Annotated in this window: 30 protein-coding genes and 1 tRNA gene; 17 read left to right on the top strand and 14 right to left on the bottom strand. The window is 53.9% G+C overall.

Going from position 1 to position 20,307, the window contains the following annotated elements:
• Nucleotides 1-27 precede the first annotated feature (27 nt).
• Genes WCX49_RS06560 through mobB form a run of 6 tightly spaced genes read right to left on the bottom strand, consistent with a single transcriptional unit; the run spans nt 28 to nt 5,700 of the window.
• Nucleotides 28-1,188, bottom strand: coding sequence for a sodium:proton exchanger (locus tag WCX49_RS06560; protein ID WP_345984296.1), 1,161 nt, complete (start codon nt 1,186-1,188; stop codon nt 28-30).
• A gap of 11 nt (nt 1,189-1,199) precedes the next feature.
• Nucleotides 1,200-2,198, bottom strand: a complete 999-nt coding sequence (locus WCX49_RS06565; RefSeq protein WP_345984297.1) for a hypothetical protein — start codon at nt 2,196-2,198, stop codon at nt 1,200-1,202.
• Nucleotides 2,195-4,135 (bottom strand): methionine--tRNA ligase, encoded by a 1,941-nt coding sequence (metG, locus tag WCX49_RS06570; protein ID WP_345984298.1) that lies wholly within the window; start codon nt 4,133-4,135, stop codon nt 2,195-2,197. Before metG ends, WCX49_RS06565 begins: the two co-directional genes overlap by 4 nt.
• Nucleotides 4,136-4,152: 17 nt before the next feature.
• A complete protein-coding gene (locus WCX49_RS06575) occupies nt 4,153-4,356 on the bottom strand; it encodes a hypothetical protein (RefSeq protein ID WP_345984299.1) in 204 nt (67 codons plus the stop codon).
• Nucleotides 4,343-5,197, bottom strand: coding sequence for a class 1 fructose-bisphosphatase (locus WCX49_RS06580; protein WP_345984300.1), 855 nt, complete (start codon nt 5,195-5,197; stop codon nt 4,343-4,345). The genes WCX49_RS06575 and WCX49_RS06580 overlap by 14 nt, the downstream gene beginning before the upstream one ends.
• Nucleotides 5,197-5,700 (bottom strand): molybdopterin-guanine dinucleotide biosynthesis protein B, encoded by a 504-nt coding sequence (mobB, locus tag WCX49_RS06585; protein WP_345984301.1) that lies wholly within the window; start codon nt 5,698-5,700, stop codon nt 5,197-5,199. The genes WCX49_RS06580 and mobB overlap by 1 nt, the downstream gene beginning before the upstream one ends.
• Before the next feature lie 141 nt (nt 5,701-5,841).
• Here mobB and WCX49_RS06590 point away from each other — a divergent pair, with 141 nt between their 5' ends.
• Nucleotides 5,842-6,315, top strand: a complete 474-nt coding sequence (locus WCX49_RS06590) for a hypothetical protein (protein WP_345984302.1) — start codon at nt 5,842-5,844, stop codon at nt 6,313-6,315.
• Here WCX49_RS06590 and WCX49_RS06595 read toward each other — a convergent pair.
• From WCX49_RS06595 to gltX, 3 genes are read right to left on the bottom strand one after another with little or no spacing between them, the layout of a single operon-like run.
• Entirely contained in the window at nt 6,251-7,888 is a 1,638-nt protein-coding gene (locus tag WCX49_RS06595) for a transglycosylase SLT domain-containing protein (protein WP_345984303.1), read from the bottom strand. The genes WCX49_RS06590 and WCX49_RS06595 overlap by 65 nt on opposite strands.
• A gap of 2 nt (nt 7,889-7,890) precedes the next feature.
• Nucleotides 7,891-8,187, bottom strand: a complete 297-nt coding sequence (locus WCX49_RS06600) for a YggT family protein (protein ID WP_345971490.1) — start codon at nt 8,185-8,187, stop codon at nt 7,891-7,893.
• A complete protein-coding gene (gltX, locus tag WCX49_RS06605; protein ID WP_345984304.1) occupies nt 8,184-9,482 on the bottom strand; it encodes a glutamate--tRNA ligase in 1,299 nt (432 codons plus the stop codon). Before gltX ends, WCX49_RS06600 begins: the two co-directional genes overlap by 4 nt.
• Nucleotides 9,483-9,624: 142 nt before the next feature.
• On the opposite strand from gltX, the gene WCX49_RS06610 reads away from it, so the two are divergent.
• On the top strand, nt 9,625-10,158 hold the full coding sequence (locus WCX49_RS06610; RefSeq protein WP_345984305.1) for a hypothetical protein: 534 nt from the start codon (nt 9,625-9,627) through the stop codon (nt 10,156-10,158).
• A 52-nt stretch (nt 10,159-10,210) separates the two neighbouring features.
• Here the strand turns inward: WCX49_RS06610 and WCX49_RS06615 are convergent, their stop codons facing one another.
• The 5 genes from WCX49_RS06615 to WCX49_RS06635 all read right to left on the bottom strand — a co-directional run bounded on the left by WCX49_RS06615 (nt 10,211) and on the right by WCX49_RS06635 (nt 12,847).
• Nucleotides 10,211-10,333, bottom strand: coding sequence for a hypothetical protein (locus WCX49_RS06615; RefSeq protein WP_345984306.1), 123 nt, complete (start codon nt 10,331-10,333; stop codon nt 10,211-10,213).
• Between the two features lie 184 nt (nt 10,334-10,517).
• Nucleotides 10,518-10,592, bottom strand: a tRNA-Glu gene (locus WCX49_RS06620).
• A gap of 93 nt (nt 10,593-10,685) precedes the next feature.
• The gene (locus WCX49_RS06625) at nt 10,686-11,231 is read right to left on the bottom strand and encodes a response regulator (protein ID WP_231018057.1); all 546 of its coding nucleotides are present in this window, start codon (nt 11,229-11,231) and stop codon (nt 10,686-10,688) included.
• A 147-nt stretch (nt 11,232-11,378) separates the two neighbouring features.
• Entirely contained in the window at nt 11,379-11,576 is a 198-nt protein-coding gene (locus WCX49_RS06630; RefSeq protein WP_345984307.1) for a hypothetical protein, read from the bottom strand.
• The gene (locus WCX49_RS06635; RefSeq protein ID WP_345984308.1) at nt 11,573-12,847 is read right to left on the bottom strand and encodes a citrate synthase; all 1,275 of its coding nucleotides are present in this window, start codon (nt 12,845-12,847) and stop codon (nt 11,573-11,575) included. The genes WCX49_RS06630 and WCX49_RS06635 overlap by 4 nt, the downstream gene beginning before the upstream one ends.
• A gap of 304 nt (nt 12,848-13,151) precedes the next feature.
• On the opposite strand from WCX49_RS06635, the gene WCX49_RS06640 reads away from it, so the two are divergent.
• The 15 genes from WCX49_RS06640 to WCX49_RS06710 all read left to right on the top strand — a co-directional run bounded on the left by WCX49_RS06640 (nt 13,152) and on the right by WCX49_RS06710 (nt 20,265).
• On the top strand, nt 13,152-13,784 hold the full coding sequence (locus tag WCX49_RS06640) for a hypothetical protein (protein WP_345984309.1): 633 nt from the start codon (nt 13,152-13,154) through the stop codon (nt 13,782-13,784).
• Nucleotides 13,771-14,109, top strand: a complete 339-nt coding sequence (locus tag WCX49_RS06645) for a hypothetical protein (RefSeq protein WP_345984310.1) — start codon at nt 13,771-13,773, stop codon at nt 14,107-14,109. Before WCX49_RS06640 ends, WCX49_RS06645 begins: the two co-directional genes overlap by 14 nt.
• Before the next feature lie 9 nt (nt 14,110-14,118).
• Nucleotides 14,119-14,367 (top strand): hypothetical protein, encoded by a 249-nt coding sequence (locus WCX49_RS06650; RefSeq protein WP_345984311.1) that lies wholly within the window; start codon nt 14,119-14,121, stop codon nt 14,365-14,367.
• Nucleotides 14,367-14,699: a hypothetical protein gene (locus WCX49_RS06655; protein WP_345984312.1), complete on the top strand. Its 333-nt coding sequence runs from the start codon at nt 14,367-14,369 to the stop codon at nt 14,697-14,699. Before WCX49_RS06650 ends, WCX49_RS06655 begins: the two co-directional genes overlap by 1 nt.
• Nucleotides 14,689-15,273 (top strand): hypothetical protein, encoded by a 585-nt coding sequence (locus WCX49_RS06660; RefSeq protein WP_345984313.1) that lies wholly within the window; start codon nt 14,689-14,691, stop codon nt 15,271-15,273. Before WCX49_RS06655 ends, WCX49_RS06660 begins: the two co-directional genes overlap by 11 nt.
• Nucleotides 15,270-15,908, top strand: a complete 639-nt coding sequence (locus WCX49_RS06665; RefSeq protein ID WP_345984314.1) for a hypothetical protein — start codon at nt 15,270-15,272, stop codon at nt 15,906-15,908. The genes WCX49_RS06660 and WCX49_RS06665 overlap by 4 nt, the downstream gene beginning before the upstream one ends.
• Nucleotides 15,905-16,141, top strand: coding sequence for a DUF3850 domain-containing protein (locus WCX49_RS06670; RefSeq protein ID WP_345984315.1), 237 nt, complete (start codon nt 15,905-15,907; stop codon nt 16,139-16,141). Before WCX49_RS06665 ends, WCX49_RS06670 begins: the two co-directional genes overlap by 4 nt.
• Before the next feature lie 10 nt (nt 16,142-16,151).
• Nucleotides 16,152-16,334 (top strand): hypothetical protein, encoded by a 183-nt coding sequence (locus WCX49_RS06675; RefSeq protein WP_345984316.1) that lies wholly within the window; start codon nt 16,152-16,154, stop codon nt 16,332-16,334.
• Nucleotides 16,335-16,752: 418 nt separating this feature from the next.
• Nucleotides 16,753-17,709 (top strand): hypothetical protein, encoded by a 957-nt coding sequence (locus WCX49_RS06680; RefSeq protein ID WP_345984317.1) that lies wholly within the window; start codon nt 16,753-16,755, stop codon nt 17,707-17,709.
• A gap of 11 nt (nt 17,710-17,720) precedes the next feature.
• The gene (locus WCX49_RS06685; RefSeq protein WP_345984318.1) at nt 17,721-17,984 is read left to right on the top strand and encodes a hypothetical protein; all 264 of its coding nucleotides are present in this window, start codon (nt 17,721-17,723) and stop codon (nt 17,982-17,984) included.
• On the top strand, nt 17,984-18,367 hold the full coding sequence (locus WCX49_RS06690) for a hypothetical protein (protein WP_345984319.1): 384 nt from the start codon (nt 17,984-17,986) through the stop codon (nt 18,365-18,367). The genes WCX49_RS06685 and WCX49_RS06690 overlap by 1 nt, the downstream gene beginning before the upstream one ends.
• A gap of 74 nt (nt 18,368-18,441) precedes the next feature.
• Nucleotides 18,442-18,762 carry a hypothetical protein gene (locus WCX49_RS06695; RefSeq protein ID WP_345984320.1) on the top strand — a complete coding sequence of 107 codons (321 nt, stop codon included), beginning with the start codon at nt 18,442-18,444 and terminating at the stop codon, nt 18,760-18,762.
• Nucleotides 18,759-19,481 (top strand): hypothetical protein, encoded by a 723-nt coding sequence (locus WCX49_RS06700; protein WP_345984321.1) that lies wholly within the window; start codon nt 18,759-18,761, stop codon nt 19,479-19,481. Before WCX49_RS06695 ends, WCX49_RS06700 begins: the two co-directional genes overlap by 4 nt.
• 9 nt (nt 19,482-19,490) lie before the next feature.
• Nucleotides 19,491-19,703, top strand: coding sequence for a hypothetical protein (locus WCX49_RS06705; protein ID WP_345984322.1), 213 nt, complete (start codon nt 19,491-19,493; stop codon nt 19,701-19,703).
• Nucleotides 19,660-20,265, top strand: coding sequence for a hypothetical protein (locus WCX49_RS06710; protein ID WP_345984323.1), 606 nt, complete (start codon nt 19,660-19,662; stop codon nt 20,263-20,265). Before WCX49_RS06705 ends, WCX49_RS06710 begins: the two co-directional genes overlap by 44 nt.
• Nucleotides 20,266-20,307 lie beyond the last annotated feature (42 nt).

Raw genomic sequence — 20,307 nt, forward strand, 5'->3', positions numbered from 1 at the left:
GGGACTTTGTTCCCAGGGCGTTCCAACCTAGTAAAACGCGGCAATAATGGCATAACAGATAAAGAAAAAGAGGTGCGACGTCCCCTCGAAATAGTTCGTATAGCCGTCATCCGTCGTTTTCCATGCCAGCACGATGGTAAGAATGAGCGCCCCGACCTGCAGGGTGTTAAAGTCCAGCGTCAGCGGGTGGGCGGTCGTATAGGAGAGCGCCAGCAGCGCGGGGACCGTCAGCATGATCGACACCGTCGAGGCTCCCATGGCGATGTTGATAACCCGCTGAATCTGGTCGTTTCGTGCCGCCGTAATTGCCGTCATGATCTCCGGGGCAACGGAGATGATCGCGATGATGAGACCCGCCAGGCCGACCGGGAAGTCGTACTCCTGTACAAGCGACATCCCTTCATTCGCGAAGATCTCCGCTACGATGCCGATCAGGGCGATCAGGGCGAAGATGACGACAAAATTACCGACGGTCGAAAGGCGTTCGAAGGCGTCCGGCTGCTCCTCATCGGCCTCTTCGCCTTCTGCCAGGCGGCGTTTATAGCGGAAGATGCGGCTGCGGGCCGTCGCTTTGAAAAAGTGAGAGTGTGTCTTTGTCTGGAAAATGAAAATGACGATATAGAAACAGAAGAGTACGAACCCGATGATGTTGCTTGCAAGGATCAGGTCATGGTGCGACTCTGAGGTAAAGTGCATGATGCTCGGCACGAGCAGCGCGGAGGTCGCCACGAGCAGGATCGTCGTATAGGTGCTCGAGGTGTCTTCGTTGTGTTCCTGCTCCTTGAACGCCAGCCCGCCGATAAAGACCGCCAAGCCCAGCAGGACGTTCATGTCGACGATGACGGCGGAGATGATACCCCCTTTGACCGTGTCGACTGCTCTGGGGTCATTGTGCGACGTCATCAGGACCATGTAAAGCAGGATGATCTCGACGATCACGGCACTGAAAGTGAGTACGAAGGAACCGTAGGGCTCTTCGAGGCGTTCGGCGAGCACTTCGGCGACTTCGGCGACGGTCATGGAGAGCAGGGCGATGGATACGGCGGAGAGTGTCGTAGCGAGATAGGCGTTATGATAGTGATGGAAAACGAAAGCGATTACGCCCAGTACGATCCCGTACACGGCGACTTTATTTTGAGAGAGTCCTTCCTGCAGCGTCAGGGGACTCGATGAGGGGTCTGCGTTCAACGCAATTGCTCCTAGAAGAGGGTTGGTGTTTCGGTTTTGATATGCATCGTCTCCAGCAGGCGTTTGTCCTGTCCGCCGATCAATGCAAAATGAAAAGGAACCGTTTTTAGTAGCTGCATTATATCTTCTTGGGTCTCATATAGCAAGAATGTGTCGTGATCGTCGGGTGCCATGGCAGAACCCTTCGGCATCAAATAAATGATTTTGGCCCACTTCGCTTCGCTGCGGATAAAATCCACCTCGCGCAGCAGCAACGAGAGGTCCGGTTCGAAAATAAGCACCTTGCCGCCCTGGCCGAAGGTCTTGACCCGGAGGTCGTCGCCGACGAAGACGGGAACGAAGTGCGTGCTTCCCTGCATCCCGCCGACAATGAATGTCAAGCCCTGCGACTTGGCGAATTGATAAAGATGGCCAAGGTAGGGGAGAAAGAAAGGGGAGAGCTGCATCCGCTCGTAGTAGACGTCGTCAAGGACAAACGAAGTTTCAAAAAGGGTCTGCTCCGCAATGTCGACGGGAACGTTACCCGTCTTGGGCAGCGGCAGCACCTGCACGAAGAGATCCTCGCAGCGTTTGCGTTCGGGTACGAAGACCCAGCTGCCCTCACGAAGCTCCCAAAGATCGTAGAAATGACTGCGGAGCGTCCCCTGCCAGACGTAGCAGCGCGGATCTTTGAGCATCTGGGAGGCTACGGCAAGGGTGACGTCGTCGCAGCTGTAGACATGCAGCGACTTCTCCAGCATGCGGAAACGCAGCAGGCGCAGCAGCGTATACTCGACCGACTCCACTTTCAGCCAAGCGATTTCGGGGTCGGTCACCGTACACGCCTCTTCATAGAGCACGGCATAGGCGCCGTTGGCCACCGCCCTGGGGATGTCCGCCGCATCAAAGGCGATAAAAAGATCACCACGTCTCACCTTCTGGACGTCAAGAACAATGGCGTCGACAAGCGTCACCGCCGGGTCGGACATCATCTCCGCCCCCGTCAATGAGAGGAGGTTCTGGAGCCTCATCCGACCGAACTGCCTGCCTTTCTCGGTGCTTCGGGGCGCATCAGCGAGAGCCCTTCGTCATCCTTGGCTGCCAGCAGCATCCCTTCGGAGACCATGCCCATCAATTTGGCGGGTTTCAGGTTCGCAACGACGCAGACCTGCGTGCCGACGAGGCTCTGCGCCTCGTAATATTCGCGGATCCCTGCCACGACCTGGCGCGGTTTCTCCTCGCCGACGTCGACCTGGAGCTTGAGCAGTTTCTTGCTTTTGGGCACCTCTTCGGCTTCGACGATGGTCCCGATCTTGAGCTGAGTCTGGAAGAACTGGTCGATGGTGATCAGGTTGTCCGCTTCGGCCGGTGCCGCCGCTTTCGCTTTTTTCGGCGCCTCCTCCTCTTTGGCATTCGGCTGTGCCGCCGGGGCCTGGTCCATCAGCGGGGCTTCGATACGCGGGAAGAGGGGCGGGACCTGCTTGATCGTGAAGGTCGGCAGCAGTTTGCCGCCTTTGACGAGATCGTTATACGCGTTGGTGTCGATGGCGAATCCGAGCGCATCCGCAATCGTCGCCGTCGTTTTCGGCATGAAAGGGTGCAGCAGCACGGAGGCTTTGGCAAGGATGTTGGCCACCAGTGCCACCAGCGCCAGCGCCTCCTCTTTTTTGCCCTCTTTCATCTTGACCCACGGCGCATGCGCCTCGATCGCCTTGTTACCGATCGTAAAGAGCTTCCACAGCTCTTCGAGGAAACGGTGCGTCTGGACCTCGTCCAGGAAGCGCTCGACACTGCCGAGCACGGCTTCGACCTCTTCCATCTCCGCTTTGTGGTAGGTCATGACGTCACTGCTGTCGATGACGAAATCGGAGTATTTGCCGCTCATACCGATAATGCGGTTGAGCAGGTTCCCCAGGTCGTTGCTGAGATCGGAGTTGATCCGGTCGATCAGGGCGCGCTGGGAGAAGTCGCCGTCCTGCCCGAAGGGGACTTCGCGCATCATGAAGTAGCGCAGGTTCTCCAGGCCGTAGACATCGGCGACCTCTTTGGGGCTGACGACGTTGCCTTTGGACTTGCTCATCTTCTCGCCGTCGCGGGTCCACCAGCCATGCGCACCGATATGCTTGGGCAGCGGGAGGTCCAGGCTCATCAGGAACGCCGGCCAGTAGATCGCGTGGAAGCGGAGGATATCCTTGCCCACGAGCTGCATCTGTGCCGGCCAGAACTCCATTTTCGCCTCGTCGCGGCCGTAGCCGAGCGCCGTGATATAGTTGAGCAGGGCGTCGAGCCAGACGTACATGACGTGCTTGTTGTCCCCGACGGATTCGGGAAGCGGCACGCCCCAGGTAAAGCTCGTACGGGTCACGGAAAGGTCATTCAGACCGCCCTTGACGAAGTTGATGACCTCGTTGCGGCGGGATTTCGGCAGGATAAAGTCCTGGTGCGCTTCGTAATAATCCAGCAGCTTCTGCTCATACGCCGAAAGCTTGAAGAAGTAGCTCTCCTCTTTGACGATAGTGGTCGAGCGGCCGCAGTCCGGACAGAACTCCCCGTCAATGAGCTGGGTTTCGGGAAAGAAGGTCTCGCAGCTGACGCAGTAGTGTCCCTCGTAGTTGCCTTTGTAGATATCCCCCTTGGCGTACATCTTCTCAAACGCCTTCTGGACACCGGTCATATGGTCCTTGTCCGTCGTACGGATGAACTGGTCGAAACTGATGCCGAATTCGTCCCAGAGGTTGCGGAAGCTGGCGCTGATCTCGTCGGCGAACTGCTGCGTCGGTTTCTCGAACTTCTTCGCCGACTCTTCGATCTTCTGGCCGTGTTCGTCCGTCCCCGTCAGGAAATAGACCTCTTCGCCGATCAGACGGTGGTAGCGGGCCAGCGCATCCGCGATAAAGGTTGTATAGGCGTGGCCGATATGCGCCTCGCCGTTGACGTAGTAGATGGGGGTGGTGACGTAATAGCTCATACTCTCTAATATCCTTGTTAAAATTCGAATCCGCCGGTCTCGCCCTTGGACATGCTGTCGTAGACGGCGGCGACGTAGCTCTTGCGCACGTCGCATCCCAGGCAGTGCTCGCAGATGCTGCAGCTCTTAACGCCGTGCTCGGCCTGGCACGCCTGCAGTTTCTCGATCATTGCATCGAGCTGCAGTTCGAAACGGTCTTTTTCCGCGTCACTCTGCGCCATAGGCCGCTTTTACCTTGCCGATTTCGTATTTGGAACCGAAGAAGCACGGGGTCGTTTCATGCGGATCGCTGCAGGGCAGGTCCATCAGGCGGTTCCCTTTCTCGTCAACCGCCGCGCCGCCGGCCATCTCGTAGACGAATGCAAACGGGAAGACTTCGAAGAGCTTTCTCAGTTTGCCGTCGGGTTTGTCCGTCGTGCCCGGGTAGCTGAAGAGTCCGCCCCCTTTGAGCAGGATCTGATGCAGGTCGGGGACCATGCCGCCGGAGTAGCGCAGGCGGTATCCCTCTGCAAAGAGGCCGTCGATGAGCTGTTTGTGGTGGGAAGGCCAGTGCTGCTGGGTACCGCCAGGAGCGTTGAGCTTGCCTTTTTCGCCGATCTTGATCTGCTCGAGCTCTTTGAAACGGCCGTGGCGCCAGGTGTAGTGGCGGACGTTGTTCTTATAGGCCGTCACCATCTCCGTACGCGGCCCGTAGACGACGTAGACGGAAGCGATCATCTTCTGCGCGCTCCATTCGCCGTCGTAGATACCGAAAATGGAACCGACGCTCAGGTCGACGTCGATCAGGCTGGAGCCGTCGAGGGGGTCATAGGCGATGCAGAGCTGGCCGCCTTCGTGCAGGATCTCTTCTTCTTCTTTCTCCTCGCTGGCAATCGCCTTGACGAGCGGAAGGCGGGAGAACTCCTCGGCGATGATCAGGTCGCTCTGGATGTCGAGCTTGAGTTGAACGTCTCCGGACTGGTTGGAGTGGGCCGAATAGTCGGTATCTTCGTTGGTGATCGCTTCGTGAATACGGTGCGCTGCACGTTCAATGGCTTCAAAGACGGGGGCGAGTGTCTGCATTATATCTCCTTGGCATGGTTGAGGATCCACCCGACGACGGCGTCGGGGTCGTTGAGATCGAGGACGGCGACCTTGTCGGGAAGGTTATAGTCGTCCAGCGTGACGCTGTCGTCGACGGCGAGGGCGTTCATATAGGGAAAATAGGCCTCGTCGATGCGGTCGCGGAAGATGCTGATCCGCGGCAGCGGCAGGGTTTTGAGGCCCTCGACGAGCAGGATGTCGAAGTGGCCGAAGAGCTTGATCAGTTCGTCGAGCTCATGGTGGCGGTGGGAGAAGAGGGTGGTGCGGCTCGGCGAGGTTACGATAACTTCAGCACCCGTATCGGTGAACTTGTAACTGTCCTTGCCAGGGATGTCAAAACGCGCTTTGTCCTTCGGGTCGTTCTTGATGATGGCGACCTCTTTGCCGTGCTCATGCATCAGCTTGGCGGCCACTTTGACGATCAGTGTCGTTTTTCCGCTGTTCGAAGGGCCGGTAAAGGCAACGGCAAGACGTTTTTTCATGGTAACTGCATCCCCGGGATCTCTCCCTTTAAATATGGGGGATTATAGTCCACAATGGTTGAAAATCTCTTAAGATGGGCGCAAATGGGCAGCGCGGCGACATTCCGCTATAATGCTGAAAATCATGCTTTCCGGAGTCCCATGCGCTTTTGGCCCACCCTCTTGATCACCGCCGTACTCTTTTCCGCATGCAGCAAAGAGAGCGCCTTCACCCACTTCACCAAGCTCGACAGCCGGCATGAGAGGGCGGTGGCGAACCTCAAACGCGTGACGCTGACCGATGAGGCCAACCGTACCGCCGCCCTGATCAGCATCCTGCACCTCAATCCCGTCGATCCGCAGCTCTACGGCCAAAGGCCGTCATTCTTCATCGCCCTTTTCGACCGCGGCGGACGGACGCTCGAGGATTATAACGTGACCCTCAACGGCAAAACGCCCGTCGGGCTGGCCCAGCTGGACGAGAACTGCTCGCTGCGGGAGCTGATGCCGCTGAACAACCCGTGGAACCGCTACTACCAGCTGCTATTCCGTCCGACGAAGGAGGCGAATCTTACTTTGTTTTTCGGAACCGGTCCGTTTTTAAAGGGTGAAGTAACGTTTCACACAGATCAATAAGCGAAACCGGCTCGCCCAGTATCTTCTTATAGACCACGTAGTTGGTCAGCACTTTCTTCCCGTACTCCCGCGTCTCCGTCGTCCGCATCAGTTCCATGCTCAAAAAAGGCTCGTAGAGGCCGGGGTTGAACTTGTCACTGAGCAGGTAGCGTTTGGTAAAGCCGATACCCCCGTTGTAGGCATAGGCGATGAAAAGGGGGTGGTAAACGCGGTACTGCAGCCACGCGATATGGGGCTTGGCATAGAGCAGGTTGATATGCGGGTCGAACATATCGAACAGCGTCTCGCGCCCGCAATCCACCTGGCCGTCCATCGCGCGGCACAGGAACGGCATCATCTGCATCAGCCCCAGGGCGTAGGAGTGCGACAGGGCCGCCGGGATAAAGCGGCTCTCCTGGCGCATCAGCGCATAGACGATCGCCTTCGTGTCCGTGTCGACATCCGCCAGTTCCGCATCATAGGGCATGACATAGCCCTGCAGGCGGTAACGCGACGCTTTTTCGATGATAAACGACTGCAGCGGCACGAGGTTTTTCGCGTCGTACCGTTTGGCCAGCGCATAGAGTTCGTTTTTCGGTGTACGGCCGATGGTGTCGAGCAGGTCGTTCCAGACAAAGGGGTCGGAGAGGTTCAGGTCTGAGACGGCATCGGACGTCTGCAGCTGCGAATAGTAGTTTTCCGGGAACGTCCCCGTTTTCTCCATCGCGTAAAGGGTATAAAAGTTGATGTCCCAGCTCTGTGCGAGTAGCTTCCACATCAGGTCGTTCTTCTCGGAAGCCAGCGCCTGCCAGAAAAGCGCCTTGTCCTTGTCACTCTGGTAGTAGGCCTTGTCGCCGGAGCGCTGGAAGAGTTCGATGGCCCGCGACTTTGTCCCGCGCAGCAGCTGGTTCAACCCCAGGTAAAAGAGCCCCCGCGGATCAAGCCCCTCGACGGCATCGACCTTGGTGAGGGCCCAGCCGAATTTCGAGAGCTTCTCATCGTTGATCGTACTCATCACCGCCGTCGTAAACCCCGGTGCCTTCACCAGCGCCTGCATATAATCGTAATCGGGGATGAAGTTGAACTGCCTGCGTTTGGAGGCGCCGTAGCTGCCGTTATAGACCCGGAGGAAGAGGGCGGGGCTGTATTGCCTGTAGTGTGCAGAGAGGTTCGTGTCGTCAAGGACTTCGGCGGCCGCTTTGAGGCCGGGGTCGCCCACCAGGTCGACAACCCGTGTGCGGGCGTCTTTGTGCATCGCGGAGAGTTTCCCGACCGAGACCGCGAGCTTCGCGCACCCGGAGTCGTCGGTACGGATCAGCTCCTTGACGCCCATTTTCATACACTGAACGGTATATGCGACTTCAGGCCGGTCGCTCTTCTGCGCGTACGTGAAGAACATCCGCTGGCCGGCATTGCGGACCAGGTAGAACGCTTCGTCCGCCTGTTCGGAGGTGATGTTCTGGTCGAAATACTGCCAGATCATGAAATTGCGGGCGTTTGAAGGGGGCTTGGAACGGATTTCGTCCAGGGTGATGTCGGCGTACAGCGGCAGCACGCCGAGCAGCAGCGTCGCGAGGGCGGCCCTCAGAAACATGCCTAGAGCGCACCTGCCAACGCGTAGACCAGGCGAACGAAGATGACGTCGATCACCTGCAGGCCGATAATGATGATAAGCGGGGCCAGGTCGATACCGTTGAAGACTGTCGGGACGTAGCGGCGCAGCAGGCTGTAAGCCGGTTCGGTCAGGCGGTAGAGCACCTGCACGATGGGGTTGGTCGGATCGGGGCGCACCCAGGTGAGCAGCGCGGCAATGATGACGACCCAGATATAGACATTGATGAGCGTATGGACGATACCGCCGAGCCCGGCGATGATGCTTCCGAAGGTACTCATTTGACGATCTCCCCGAGGTAGGATTTGATCTCCGTATAGACGTCGGCCAGCTCCGGACCGTGTTCGGCACCGGTCAGCAGCAGGCGCAGGGACTTGAAGAGCTGTTTGCCCTTGATGCCCGTCGTGTCGACGACATGCTGCTTGAGGTCGTCGAAGGCTTCGAAGTAAGGGGCTGCCTTGATGGCAGCGCGGATCGCCTCGGCACTCTCGGCGAACTCATCCGGGATCTCCTTCGGCGCGAACACCGCTGCCACCTTCGCCTTCAGCTCCTTCGTCGTGCTGGCCTCTTCCAGGTAAAGCTTGGCCAGTCTGCCGATAGCATCGTCAGCGAATCCGACATAGCGCGAGAGTTCTTTATCATCCATGCGGCGGAGGTGTTCGCGGTTGATATGACGCAGCTTGTCGATGCTGAAACGCGCCGGTGCGCGGGAGATGTTTTTCAGGTCGAACCAGGCGACTGCCTCGGCCATCGTAAAGACCTCTTCAGGCGTCTTGTTGCCGATGAGAATAAGGTAGTTGGCGATCGCTTCGGGCAGGAACCCCTCTTCGAGCATCCACTTGACGCTCGACGCGTTATCGCGCTTGCTCATCTTTTTGCCCTCGTCATTGAGGATAATCGGCAGGTGGGCGTATTCGACCTTCTTGTCGTAGCCCAGGGCATCGCGGACCGCAATCTGCTTGGAGGTATTGGAGAAGTGGTCCTCGCCGCGGATGACCAGGGAGATGTCGCCGAGCATATCGTCGATAGCACAGGCAAAGTTGTAGGTCGGGAACTTTTCCGCGCGCAGGATAATGAAACTGTCGATATCCGCCGGGTCGAACGTCGCCGAACCCTTGATGATGTCCTCGACCGTGATCGGCGCATCGGGGCGCTTCAGGCGGACCGTAAACGGGTTTTCGTTGTCAATCGTCGCTTCGGGCGGAAGGTGCGTACAGGCGTCATCATAGCGGAAGGGCTTTTTCTGCTCCTTGGCCAACTCGCGTTTGTGATCAAGCTCCTCGGGGGTGCAGAAACAGTTGAATGCCTTCTTCTCCTGCAGCAGCTGGATCGCCATGGCGCGGTGAAAACGCAGGTTGTTGCTCTGGTAGATAACATCGATATATTCGATCCCGAAAAGGGCCAGGATCTGCAGGATCTCTTTATCCTTGCCTTCAATATTCCGCTCTTTGTCCGTATCTTCGATCCGGATCAGCAGCGGCTCATTGCGCTGGCGGGAGAGGAGGGCGTTGAAAATGGCAACGCGAAGGTTTCCGATGTGCATATCTCCTGTCGGGCTTGGGGCAAAACGCAGCATAGAAAGGTTCCTGATTTTTTTGTGAAATATTAACGAAACAAGCTTAATGGCGGAGCCGCCTATCACATTTAATCGTGACGGCAACGCTGCGTCCATCCGGCGGATTAGGCGGCCGCTATGTAAATTGGGGTAGACTGTCGCTATGAAAGCATTATTGATTGATCCCGACACCCAATCCGTTTCCGTCCAGGATTTCGACGGACAGCCCCACAGCCTTTACACCCTTTTCGGCTCCCTCCTTGTCGACGGCAACGCCCTGCTGAAGGCCCATACGGTCTACAGCGGCGGCGAAGCGTTCGAAAAAGGGCAGCAGGGCTTCTTTCTCGGCGAAAAGCTGCTATTCGGCAAGGCGCTGGTCGTCGGCATGGCCGATATCGAAGAGGTGGATGCAACCATCGAGGCGGAGACCCTGCAGCAGCTCATCCGCTACGACTTGCCTGCATTCTATCAAACGGCGATCTCCCTGCTCCCCTCGGATTTTGCCTTTGACCAGGTCTATGCACTCGAAGGGATGGAGGGGGCGACCGCCGAATGGGTCCTCTACGCCTTCAGCCTCGCCGACGAAGCGACGCAAACCTATTTTCTTGACGAACTGAAAAAGACGGTATCGGGGGAAGAGGGCGTGCATCCCTACCTTGAGAAAATGGGTAATCTCGCCATCCGTTCGATGCAGTAGATAGGCTAAATGTGCCTCGCTCAGGGGCGCACCTCAAAAAAGGCACAAAAAGTCACTCCTCGCGGCGCTGTTGCTCCTCTTTTTCAAATATCCTGTTATTGTATTGTATGGTTCCGATCCCTACAAAAGCAGCAAAAAGTGCGATAATGCCTAGAATAATTTCTCCCGCTGTCATGTGAAATTTCCTCTGAATGCATATTTTGTTGTCATCGGACAAATCTACTCCACCCGGAATAAAAAGCAGCTTCCATTACAAAAGGATCATTTAGGCATAAAAATACACAAAGAATCGTACGGCTACGGAATAATGTAAAGATGATAAAAAAACTTGAAAATGTTGAAGAAAGGAAGTTTGGAAGTGGTGACCCCACGGAGACTCGAACTCCGGTAACCAGAATGAAAATCTGGGATCCTAACCGCTAGACGATGGGGCCACTTGGTGACAACAATTTTGTTGAGCCGAAATTATATTTCCGGGACGCTTAACAATCTCTTAAATGCCGCCATCTTGCGGCATTTAAATGAAATTACATATAGAATTCGCGAAGGGCGCGGATAATGACCGCATTTTTGGAGATGCTTTCCGCCTTGGCGTTGTCGTTGACGAGGTCATACAGGTCAAGGGGCAGGGAGATAGAGAAAGTCTTCGTTTCAACTTTTTTCTTGCGCTTCACCATATTGGTGACGTTTTGAAGCAGTTCGATAATCTTTTTCGTATCGATAGGCTTCTGGATGAAGCTGTTGACACCGATTTCGATTGTCTCGGAGATCTTCTGGATATCGTTGCTTGCAGAGATGACAACGACCATCTGCTGCGGGTTCATCTCACGGATCTTGCGCGCAAGCTCGATACCGTCCATTTCCGGCATGATAATGTCAACAAAGACGATATCCGGTTTTTTCTCTTTGAAAAGCTCCAGGGCTTCTTTACCATTAAAAGCGGATGTAACATCCTTAAAGAAGTTCTTGAACGTTGAACTGAGCAGTTCGTTCGCAACTGCTTCGTCTTCAACGACCATCGCACTCATCTTTTTCGTCTCTTCGGTCAGCTGAACCAGGTCAACATTTTTCATTTCTGTTTCCTCATGATGATTTCTGTATGTATTTTACACTGTTATTTAGCAAACAACGTTAACGGAATTAAAATTGTTTACTCGTGATATTACGTTGCAAAATTATAGTAACAATTAAATTACACAAACTTAAATTTATGGGAAAAATCAATATTTTTTAAATTGCTCGAGCCATTCGAGGTTGGATTCGACCGCTTTTTCCTTCTGGTCCAGGAGAGAAGCGATGATCGATTTGAGGGTCTGCTCGTCCATAAAAGCAAGCATATTGGGGTTGATGTGGGTATCGCCGCCGTAGCCGTTCAATAGTTTTTCGATGTCGTTGATCAATTCCTGTTTCGTATTCACTCAGGTACACTCCTTGTTTCAGGCCCGATATAGCGTTGACGCGGACGGGCAATCTTTTTCTCCGCATCGGCGTGGAATTCTAACCACTGTGCCAGCCAACCCACGGTACGGCCGATCACAAATATGATGGTAAACATCTCTTTGGGGATCTTGAGCGCCGTCAGGATCAACCCCGAATAGAAATCAATGTTCGGATAGAGCTTCCGCGAAATAAAATAGTCGTCGCTGAGGGCGACCGCTTCGATCTTCTCGGCGATCTGCAGCAGCTCGTTGTCGACATCAAGTTCATCTTTCATCTCGTCAAGCAGTTTCTTCAGGATTTTAGCACGCGGATCGAAATTTTTGTAAACGCGGTGTCCGAAGCCCATTAACCTGAAATCGTCTTCGGGGTCCTTTGTGCGGGCAATGAATTCGTCGACACGCTCTACGGAACCGATGTATTCAAGCTGTGCGATGACCGACTCGTTTGCCCCGCCGTGGGCCCGTCCCCACAGGGCATTGATACCCGCCGTAATCGCCGCATAGGGGTGCGCCCCCGTCGAGGCAACGGAACGGACCACCGTCGTGGAGGCATTCTGCTCGTGGTCGGCATGGAGGGTGAAGATCGTATCGAGAGCACGAACCTGCACCTCGGGTATCTTCAGGTTCTGCCCGGGGTAGGCGTGAATCATATAGAGAAAGTTTTCGGTATAGGAGCGCTCAAGGTCGGGATAGATGAAGGGAATCCCGAGGGAACGCCGGTAGGCGAACGCCGCCAGGGTAGGGACCTTGGCCAGCAGCCGGCGGCGCATCACCTGCAGGTCCTCGTCGTTGCGCATCATGATATGTTCCGAATAGAAGGTCGAGAGCGCGGAGACGGCGGAGGAGAGCATCGCCATGGGGTGGGCGTTGTCCGGAAAAGAGTAGAAGAGGTTCTTCAATCCCTCGTGGACATACGCCCTTTTACGGAATTCATAATCGTACGCCGCCAGTTCCTCCGGAGAGGGGAGTTCGCCGTTAAGCAGCAGATAGCAGACCTCGAGGTAGCTCTTTTTCATCGCCAGCTCTTCGATGGGGTAGCCGCGGTAGCGCAACTCACCCTTGGCCCCATCTATATAAGTAATGGTTGAGCTGCAGCTGGCCGTAGAGGTAAATCCGGGATCGTACGTAAACATTCCCGTCTGTTTGAAAAGGTCACGGATATCGATCACATCCTGACCCACAGTCGGATGCATGATGCTGAATTCGTAGCTGTTTCCCGTGCGATTGTCAGTCAAGGTCACTGTTGCCATGGCGAACTCCTTTCCGATGTATTCTTCCAAAGGATACCTAAAAACAAATGCAAAGCGCCAAAGGTCTGCTTATCATTAATCGCCGTTTCAAAAGATATTTATCTAGTTAACATAATGTATATTCTCTTGAAAACAATTTTCATCGCCCCCCGTACCTTCCGTGCCTTTCTGGCATCAGGTTAACAAAATATAAATTTTGCTTCTGGCCTTTCGGCCCTCAAACCTTAAACGCAAAGCCGCCAAAGCCTCCCCCGAAATATCCCATGAACCTTAAGCCAAAAATTCCTTGAAAAGGACACCTAAAATGGGATACCACGTATCGATACCGAAACGGATCATCTACGACAAGCGGCTGCGCGACGTTGACCTCCGCCTCTACACGATCATCGCGGAGGCATGTAACGCACAGGGCTTCTCTGAGATCACAAACGGTAAGCTGATGGAACTTTCCGGCAAGGCTGAAAGACCACTTCAGAAGTCGCTTAAATCTCTCCAGGACGGAAACTACATCGTTGTCGTCCACAACGTCAAGGCGTCGGACGTATACCCGAAGAACCTCCCCCGCGTAATCTGGCTCGAAGAGGCGCACGCATCGCACAAAGGCAAGGCGGCCCGTGAACGCAGGAAGACCCGCGAAAACGATTACCGCCTCTTCGTACAGTGGCTCAAAGCGGACTGTAAAAACATTTACATCCCGGTCGAGATCGGCGGCCTCGTCCACAAGTACATGATCCACAGCGACGGCCTGCTCTATCGCTATGAAACCGGGGAACGCCCTTCCCTCATGAGCAGCGAAGACAGCGCGGAGGTCTACAAAAAGATGTTCCGCAAAAAGAGCGTGGTTATCCGGTTCATGGAAGACGGCGGCCACAGTACGGCCATTGCCAACCTCGCCCAACTGGCGCAGCAGAAAAGGATCGACCATGACAATCAATGACCTCGAAACAAATCCTTTCTTCGGCGTTGTGCTCGACTTCGCAATCGAGAACAGTATGGAGAAGCGCCGTTTCCCTTCCCGGCTCGTCCAGGACCGTCTCGTCATGCACACCAACACCGGGAACGGGTATGAAACGCAGATCGCCGGGGCCGTCTATGAGTCAAACCACGCGAACGGCTTTCACCTGACACCATCCGGTGCGCTGCGGATCATCAAAGGCACGGCCCGCGATGAAGACGTGGCCGACCTCGAGCACGACCTTAACGTCGCCGCAGAAAGCGGCCTATTCCTCCCGGACGCCGAAGCGTTCGAAATGTACTTCTAAGGAGCACAAATGAAAATCACCGAAACATCAAACACGATCCTGGCTGCGGCCGATCTTCTCGACATCCCTACGATTGAAGCCGCAAAGGCCAAAACGATCCCGTATGAAAACGTGACCGTCCAGGAACGCTACACGATCAAGAACTTCTGGAAGAAGCCCTCTTTCTGGGTCGTGATCGGAACGGCCATCACCGCGGGAGCCGGCGGGGACTACTTCCACGCCGTTACGGCCGTCTTCTCACTCTTCGGGGGTAACTGATGGATGAAGCGAAAAAAGAACTGAATACGCCGCCGGAATCTATACCGGCGGAACCGCAGCTGGTTGAACTCGACGAAGATCAGCTCGACCAGATCGCCGACCGCCTGAGCGGAAACATAACCGCTGAAGTGACAAAGGCCGTCAAAGAGAAAATGGAACTCGCAGCGCAGGCCCCTGCCCCCCAACCTGAGCCGGAAACGGAACCGGAAAAGAAGCGCGGCTTCCCTTTCATCATCGTCGGCATCTTTAGCCTCGTCGGTATCGCTGCATTCATCGCCGTGAAGGCCAAAAAGCCCGAAGGGACGGCACAGGGGGCCGAAAATGCAGGTTAACGGAACGGACAACGGAATCGCTACGGGAACGGGTAGCGGAGACGCTGCGGAAGTGGCGGACGCTATCGCCGGGGAACAACACACCTCTGCTTTCAACCGTGCGGAGCTGATGGAAAAGACAGGCGCGGAGCTGGCACAGTTGGCAGCGCCCTATTCCGACAAAAAGCTCTCGACGCTCGAACGTATGAGCAAAGCGAAGCTCTGCGACATCATCATGAAAGGCGGCGAAGAGAAAGGCGACGACGCTCCGAAGGCCAGAGCGGCCAGAACGGAGAGCGAAACGGAGCAGATTATCAACATGGGCCTGACGGTGCTCGAAGCGTTCAAACAGAACCGTGACGGCAAACCGCTTAACCCGTTAGCACGTGAAATGTTCCAGAAACAGGCCATTATCGCCCTGGACGAACAGGTGCAGCAGGACCGCGTAAATCTCAACACTGCCTCAAAAGTGATGCTCTTCGGAGCGGGTGCCGTTGTGGTGATCGACGGTATCTTCGGGCTTGAAAACTCCCCTGCCCTACTCTCGAAGCTTAAAAATAAACTTTTCAGCCGGAAAAAGGAGGCGGAAAAGTGATCCAAAACCAGATCGTGACCGTGATCGGGCATAAAGGCTACGGTAAAACGAAGCTTACTGAGTTGTTAGCACTTCTCAAACGCCGTCCAACGATCATCGCGGACCCGCGCTATCAGTACGAGCCTAAACCGTGGCGCGTCCACTTTGGCAGCGTGGAGCAGTTCCGCAAATGGATCCACGATCGCGACAACATCGCCACCTTCTACGAATACAAATTCGAACTGGTTGTCCAGGGCGTTGACCCTGACAGCTTCGAAGTACTGGCGTGGATCGTCATGAAGATGAAGGCCATCACGTTTCTCGTCGACGAGGTTGACATGTTCGCCCCGCCTACCATGAACAACAAGAAAGCCTTTTATCACCTGATTCACTACGGACGTCACAACCGGATTGACATCATCACGACGTCACGACGACCTCCAAATATAAGTCGTAACCTTACAGCTATGACAGACCTATTTTTCTTCTCAAAAATCCGCGAAAACACGGACAAAAAGTATATGGAGAACTATATAGGAAAAGAGCACGCAGAAACGGCGAAGCGCTTGGAGCGCTTTCACTTCCTGATGATTGGAGAAGACTTGGAAAAGGCGCAGATCATCAGCATCCCGCGCAAAGCGGCGGAGGCGATATGACACACTATCTCAAAATTGAAAAAGATCATTTCATTGCAGTGAAGCAATACAAGAAAAAAGCTGAAATGCGTAGGAATGATAGAGGGTTCGAAGTAGATGATGAAATCATACTTTGTGAAATTGAAAACGGTGTTGAGACTGGTGAAAAGTGGCATGTTTATATCACCCACATTCAAACAGGAATGCAATATGGAATTGCGGATGGATTCGCAATGCTTTCCATCGAATTTTGAAAGGAAATAAATGGAACAGACAGAACATAAATACAAGGTCTACCGGAAAAAACAGCATATTGAAGTTGTAGGTACATTCCCGAACGGCGACGTAATCGTCCAGAACAAAGGCGACGATTCTGACCAGTGGAAGATCGACAAAGAAACCTTCGAACGTCAATACGTTGAAGTGAAACAGAAAAATAAAAAATGAATGATTGTCCTATCGGGTGCTTAAATGTTTTCCTATTGTTGGTAGCACTTTTTTTGACCCCGTTTGCAATGATTTACGCATTAATAAAGACAATTTGTTCGTAACCACAGAGCGCCTTTAGGGGCGTTCGATGGCTTCGGCCAAAATCTTATTCTATGTCACGTTGATCGTTTGGAGATCAGCGCGGCGTGTTTCCATAGGAGGAAATACAAAATGAAAAAAACCTACATCACGGCGTTTGTCGTCGGTATGCTCGTCGGCCTCGGCTCTGACATTCTCAGCGTTAAAGCGGGGGTGAACGTATGAAGCTGATCAACACCACCATGATCCTCTCTGCTCTGGCAACACTGGCCGGTATCGCAACGTACAAGAAAGTCGCTTCGCCGACCGTCCGCAAAACGCTCGGAGGTAATGCATAATGGCACGTATCTACCTCCACAAGGCAGGACAGGCGGCATTTACACCGACAACGCAATCGCGCATTGAACTCCCGCGCAACTTCCACATGCACAACCTTGTGTGCAAGCTCGTTGTCAACCACGACAACGCTGCGGCCGTTTCCCTTCTCAGCGGCGGATTCCTGAACCTGATCAACCAGATTCAGATTGTTTCGAACGGCAGCAAGACGCACAAGCATGTTGACACGAAAAAGCTCTCCCACAATACCCTGTACAACATCGGCAAAAACATGACGAAAAGTGTCGTCACGACCGTTTCGTCGGCTGGCAACATTTCGACGATCTATTTCGCCATCGACTTCAGTATGCTCGGCATGGCCCGCCCGTATGACACCATCGAGAACACGGCCCTTTACACGACGTTCGACATGCTCATCGACTGGGCATCTGAAGCAAGCATCGGTACAGGTGTAACCGTCAACAGCGCGACGCTCTTCGTCTCCTCGAACGAACTTGTCGGATATGCACGCAATCCGGGTGAACGAATCGCACACAACATCGAAACGCAGCTCAGTAAAGAGATCACGAGTAGCACGACAGAGTTCCAGATCGACCTCCCGGTCAAAAAGGTTTACCGCCGCCTGCTCATCGCCGCTACTGTCGACGGTGTTGTCAACAATTCCGTTGTGAACAGCGTGAAGCTGAAAAGCGGTACGACGGTGATCGCTGAATGGGATGCCGATGATCTTCGCGCCTTCAACATCCGCAAAAACCGCATCATCACCGAATCGGATGCCGACGGCCTTCTGCTCATCGACTTCTGTGCCCGCGGGAAACTCTCCGATGCACTCGACACGAACGGACAGTTCAATACGCTCGAACTCGTCCTCAGTGTCACCAAACAGGCCGGTACGAACAATGTGACGGTCTACACTGACGAATTCCAGACAGAGAATACAGTCGAAGTGCAGAAATAAAAGGGGAATCCATGTTTGAAGAAGATGGATTTTTCAGCGGCCTCAGCGCAAAAGACATTCTCGGTTACGGCCTTGAATCGTACAAGACGAAAGAGAGCATCACAAAGAACCAGGCGGACAAGGCCGCGTCTGATGCTCAAACAAAAGCGTACGAGCAGCAGCAGCAGAAAGCCACGATGCCTACAGGTTTCACCATCGACAAAAAAACAGGGATCTATCTTGGTCTCGGCGTCGGTGCGATCCTGCTCGGGATCCTCGCAATGAAGGCTAAGTAATGAACCTTCTCGGCAGCAGCTCGAACAACACATCCAGCCAGACGCTGACGAATACGCTCTCGTTCAACCCTATCATGAACATTGGCGACAGCAATGACGCCAAAACAGGGTTTGATGCTCAAACACGTGCTGACAGCACTGCTACAACGAGCAACAAAGACGAATTCGGTCTTAGTTCTGGTGTGGCTTTAGGTTCAGGAGCTAGCGCATCAGGCGGCCCGGTTGGAGTCGGTGACGATGTACAGCCCACAGAGCAGCAGGCGGCGAAAACGTCTGTACTGTCTGGTCTTGCAGGTAACACACCTGCCATGATCTTTGGTGTCGTCGTCATCATTGGCATCGTAGCGGCTATCACCGCTTCGTCCAGGAAAAAGGGTAACTGATGTGCTGCTCTATCGGCGATATCACCGGAGGCATCACAAAAGCTGTAGGCGGAGTCGTTGATAGTGTAGGTGGATTGCTCGGAGGCGGAGGAAGTCAAGGAACGACAACTTCGAATCAGGACAGCACCGCAAACGTCACCGTCACGCCGGAAACGAACGTGACGACGAACGTCGACCTGGAACCGCTCGCCGCAGTGCTGGCAGCTTCCGGTGCATCAACGACCAAAGCACTCAACAACGAAGCCGCGGCGAAACGTGACGCGGCAGCACTCGAATACCAAAACGCGGCACTGACACGGGCCACCGTGTCCGGATACATCGAGAAGGTCTTTTACGTTGCGATTATCGTCGGCGGGATCGTCTATCTCGGTAAAAAGAAAAAAGGAGGGAAATGAAACCCTACATCATCATCCCGAAAAGCATCACAAACGGCCTGAAGGATGTGGAGATCGGGACGGCCGGGGGATACTTAGTTGTCCTCGATGCTCCCGCACTGGCAAACATTACCGTCAAGCTCAACGACCAGAACAACGACCCGATCCCGCTTGAAAAGTTTCAGGGGATCGAGGCGAAAGGAGTAACTAAAGTCTTTGTTTCCGCCGATGCAGTCGCAGGAGGGATCATCAAACTCGCGCAGGCGAAAACGGCGGAGGACTTCCGCATCCTGACGCAGATCAGCCAGGTCGATATCAACAGCCTCGGCGGGTATGACCAAAATGCACTTGATCAGCTTACGGCTGCTTTCTCTGCATCGCTTCCGGCTGTGCTTGACAAAGTTGTTGATAAATATGATCTTCCCCAAAATCATAGAGCTTCTACTAATGCAGGTACATTAACAATTCTCTTTGACTTCTATGCTGACTGTGACAAAATGACTGTAAGAATGTTCTGTTATAACACTTCCCCTGATACGTTGTACTGGGGGAATGTTGTAGCATATTACGATAGTGAAATCGTTGCAAATGCATCTGTGAAAACATTTACAGACCAACCTTACATAGAGTTTACAATAGAAAATTGTAGAGGGAAGCACTTGGTAATTAGTGGAATTTCTGGAAATGGGACTTTCACCAAAGTCGGCTGTATGTTAAGCCTTTACACACTTAAAGCATAAGGATTAAATTTGACACCTGAAGAACAAGCAGTAATTGAAGCATTGCTCAATCCTGACGAAGTAATTGTTTCGATTACTTACACGAAAATTATGGAAGATTCTAGAGGGTTTCCAATCTTCTCAACTGATTATGTAAACCCTCCTTCTCAATACAGACACATAACTACAATTTATCCGTATGGTGTCGCAATTCTTCAAGACCTCGGATATGTTGCGCCGTGACAGAGCGCTAATCACCGCAGCAGCCTTCGCGCTGCTCTACTTCGAAAGGAGCTTTTTTTTGTACGGATTACCCTCAAAAGCCGCGCTTGTCGAAATCGTCGACAACGTTGTAAGCGTACTCGGCGGCGGCGAACCTGCACGGCTTCTTTTGCTTGAAACAGCGGCGGCCGAAACGGACATGGGAAACGCTATTGACCGCTCTTGGTTTACCGGGATCGGGCTGATGCAGTTCGACCCTATCGGCTTCGATGATGTCAAAGAGCGGACCCCGGCGCGGATCAAAAAGATCGTGAACCAGTATTTCGGCATCGATATCGACCGGGCGACGATCAATGACCTTCGTTGGTCCCCCATGCTCTCAGTCGTCTTCGCCCGTCTGAAATATAGACTTATCCCTGAACCGATACCGAAAAAACTTATCAGTTCAGTTCCGTTCGACATAGATGATCCTGAAATGATCGATGGGAGAGATGCTTACTGGAAACGTCATTACAACTCGATGGCCGGGGCCGGGACGCCGGAACACTACGTGAAGGCGGCACAACGCAATGGAATTGCCTGACTCATCAATCTTTGGAATGGTAGGCGAAGGATACAGCTACCT

Origin of the sequence: Sulfurimonas sp. HSL-1656 (genome assembly GCF_039645585.1) — a bacterium.
GTDB lineage: Bacteria > Campylobacterota > Campylobacteria > Campylobacterales > Sulfurimonadaceae > Thiomicrolovo > Thiomicrolovo subterrani.

What these genes read in the sequence shown, in the direction of transcription:
- WCX49_RS06565 (WP_345984297.1), bottom strand. Translation starts at nt 2,198, where the DNA reads ATGAGGCTCCAGAACCTCCTCTCATTGACGGGGGCGGAGATGATGTCC.
- metG (WP_345984298.1), bottom strand. Translation starts at nt 4,135, where the DNA reads ATGAGCTATTACGTCACCACCCCCATCTACTACGTCAACGGCGAGGCG.
- WCX49_RS06575 (WP_345984299.1), bottom strand. Translation starts at nt 4,356, where the DNA reads ATGGCGCAGAGTGACGCGGAAAAAGACCGTTTCGAACTGCAGCTCGAT.
- WCX49_RS06580 (WP_345984300.1), bottom strand. Translation starts at nt 5,197, where the DNA reads ATGCAGACACTCGCCCCCGTCTTTGAAGCCATTGAACGTGCAGCGCAC.
- mobB (WP_345984301.1), bottom strand. Translation starts at nt 5,700, where the DNA reads ATGAAAAAACGTCTTGCCGTTGCCTTTACCGGCCCTTCGAACAGCGGA.
- WCX49_RS06590 (WP_345984302.1), top strand. Translation starts at nt 5,842, where the DNA reads ATGCGCTTTTGGCCCACCCTCTTGATCACCGCCGTACTCTTTTCCGCA.
- WCX49_RS06595 (WP_345984303.1), bottom strand. Translation starts at nt 7,888, where the DNA reads ATGTTTCTGAGGGCCGCCCTCGCGACGCTGCTGCTCGGCGTGCTGCCG.
- WCX49_RS06600 (WP_345971490.1), bottom strand. Translation starts at nt 8,187, where the DNA reads ATGAGTACCTTCGGAAGCATCATCGCCGGGCTCGGCGGTATCGTCCAT.
- gltX (WP_345984304.1), bottom strand. Translation starts at nt 9,482, where the DNA reads ATGCTGCGTTTTGCCCCAAGCCCGACAGGAGATATGCACATCGGAAAC.
- WCX49_RS06610 (WP_345984305.1), top strand. Translation starts at nt 9,625, where the DNA reads ATGAAAGCATTATTGATTGATCCCGACACCCAATCCGTTTCCGTCCAG.
- WCX49_RS06615 (WP_345984306.1), bottom strand. Translation starts at nt 10,333, where the DNA reads ATGACAGCGGGAGAAATTATTCTAGGCATTATCGCACTTTTTGCTGCT.
- WCX49_RS06625 (WP_231018057.1), bottom strand. Translation starts at nt 11,231, where the DNA reads ATGAAAAATGTTGACCTGGTTCAGCTGACCGAAGAGACGAAAAAGATG.
- WCX49_RS06635 (WP_345984308.1), bottom strand. Translation starts at nt 12,847, where the DNA reads ATGGCAACAGTGACCTTGACTGACAATCGCACGGGAAACAGCTACGAA.
- WCX49_RS06640 (WP_345984309.1), top strand. Translation starts at nt 13,152, where the DNA reads ATGGGATACCACGTATCGATACCGAAACGGATCATCTACGACAAGCGG.
- WCX49_RS06645 (WP_345984310.1), top strand. Translation starts at nt 13,771, where the DNA reads ATGACAATCAATGACCTCGAAACAAATCCTTTCTTCGGCGTTGTGCTC.
- WCX49_RS06650 (WP_345984311.1), top strand. Translation starts at nt 14,119, where the DNA reads ATGAAAATCACCGAAACATCAAACACGATCCTGGCTGCGGCCGATCTT.
- WCX49_RS06655 (WP_345984312.1), top strand. Translation starts at nt 14,367, where the DNA reads ATGGATGAAGCGAAAAAAGAACTGAATACGCCGCCGGAATCTATACCG.
- WCX49_RS06660 (WP_345984313.1), top strand. Translation starts at nt 14,689, where the DNA reads ATGCAGGTTAACGGAACGGACAACGGAATCGCTACGGGAACGGGTAGC.
- WCX49_RS06670 (WP_345984315.1), top strand. Translation starts at nt 15,905, where the DNA reads ATGACACACTATCTCAAAATTGAAAAAGATCATTTCATTGCAGTGAAG.
- WCX49_RS06675 (WP_345984316.1), top strand. Translation starts at nt 16,152, where the DNA reads ATGGAACAGACAGAACATAAATACAAGGTCTACCGGAAAAAACAGCAT.
- WCX49_RS06680 (WP_345984317.1), top strand. Translation starts at nt 16,753, where the DNA reads ATGGCACGTATCTACCTCCACAAGGCAGGACAGGCGGCATTTACACCG.
- WCX49_RS06685 (WP_345984318.1), top strand. Translation starts at nt 17,721, where the DNA reads ATGTTTGAAGAAGATGGATTTTTCAGCGGCCTCAGCGCAAAAGACATT.
- WCX49_RS06690 (WP_345984319.1), top strand. Translation starts at nt 17,984, where the DNA reads ATGAACCTTCTCGGCAGCAGCTCGAACAACACATCCAGCCAGACGCTG.
- WCX49_RS06700 (WP_345984321.1), top strand. Translation starts at nt 18,759, where the DNA reads ATGAAACCCTACATCATCATCCCGAAAAGCATCACAAACGGCCTGAAG.
- WCX49_RS06710 (WP_345984323.1), top strand. Translation starts at nt 19,660, where the DNA reads ATGGTGTCGCAATTCTTCAAGACCTCGGATATGTTGCGCCGTGACAGA.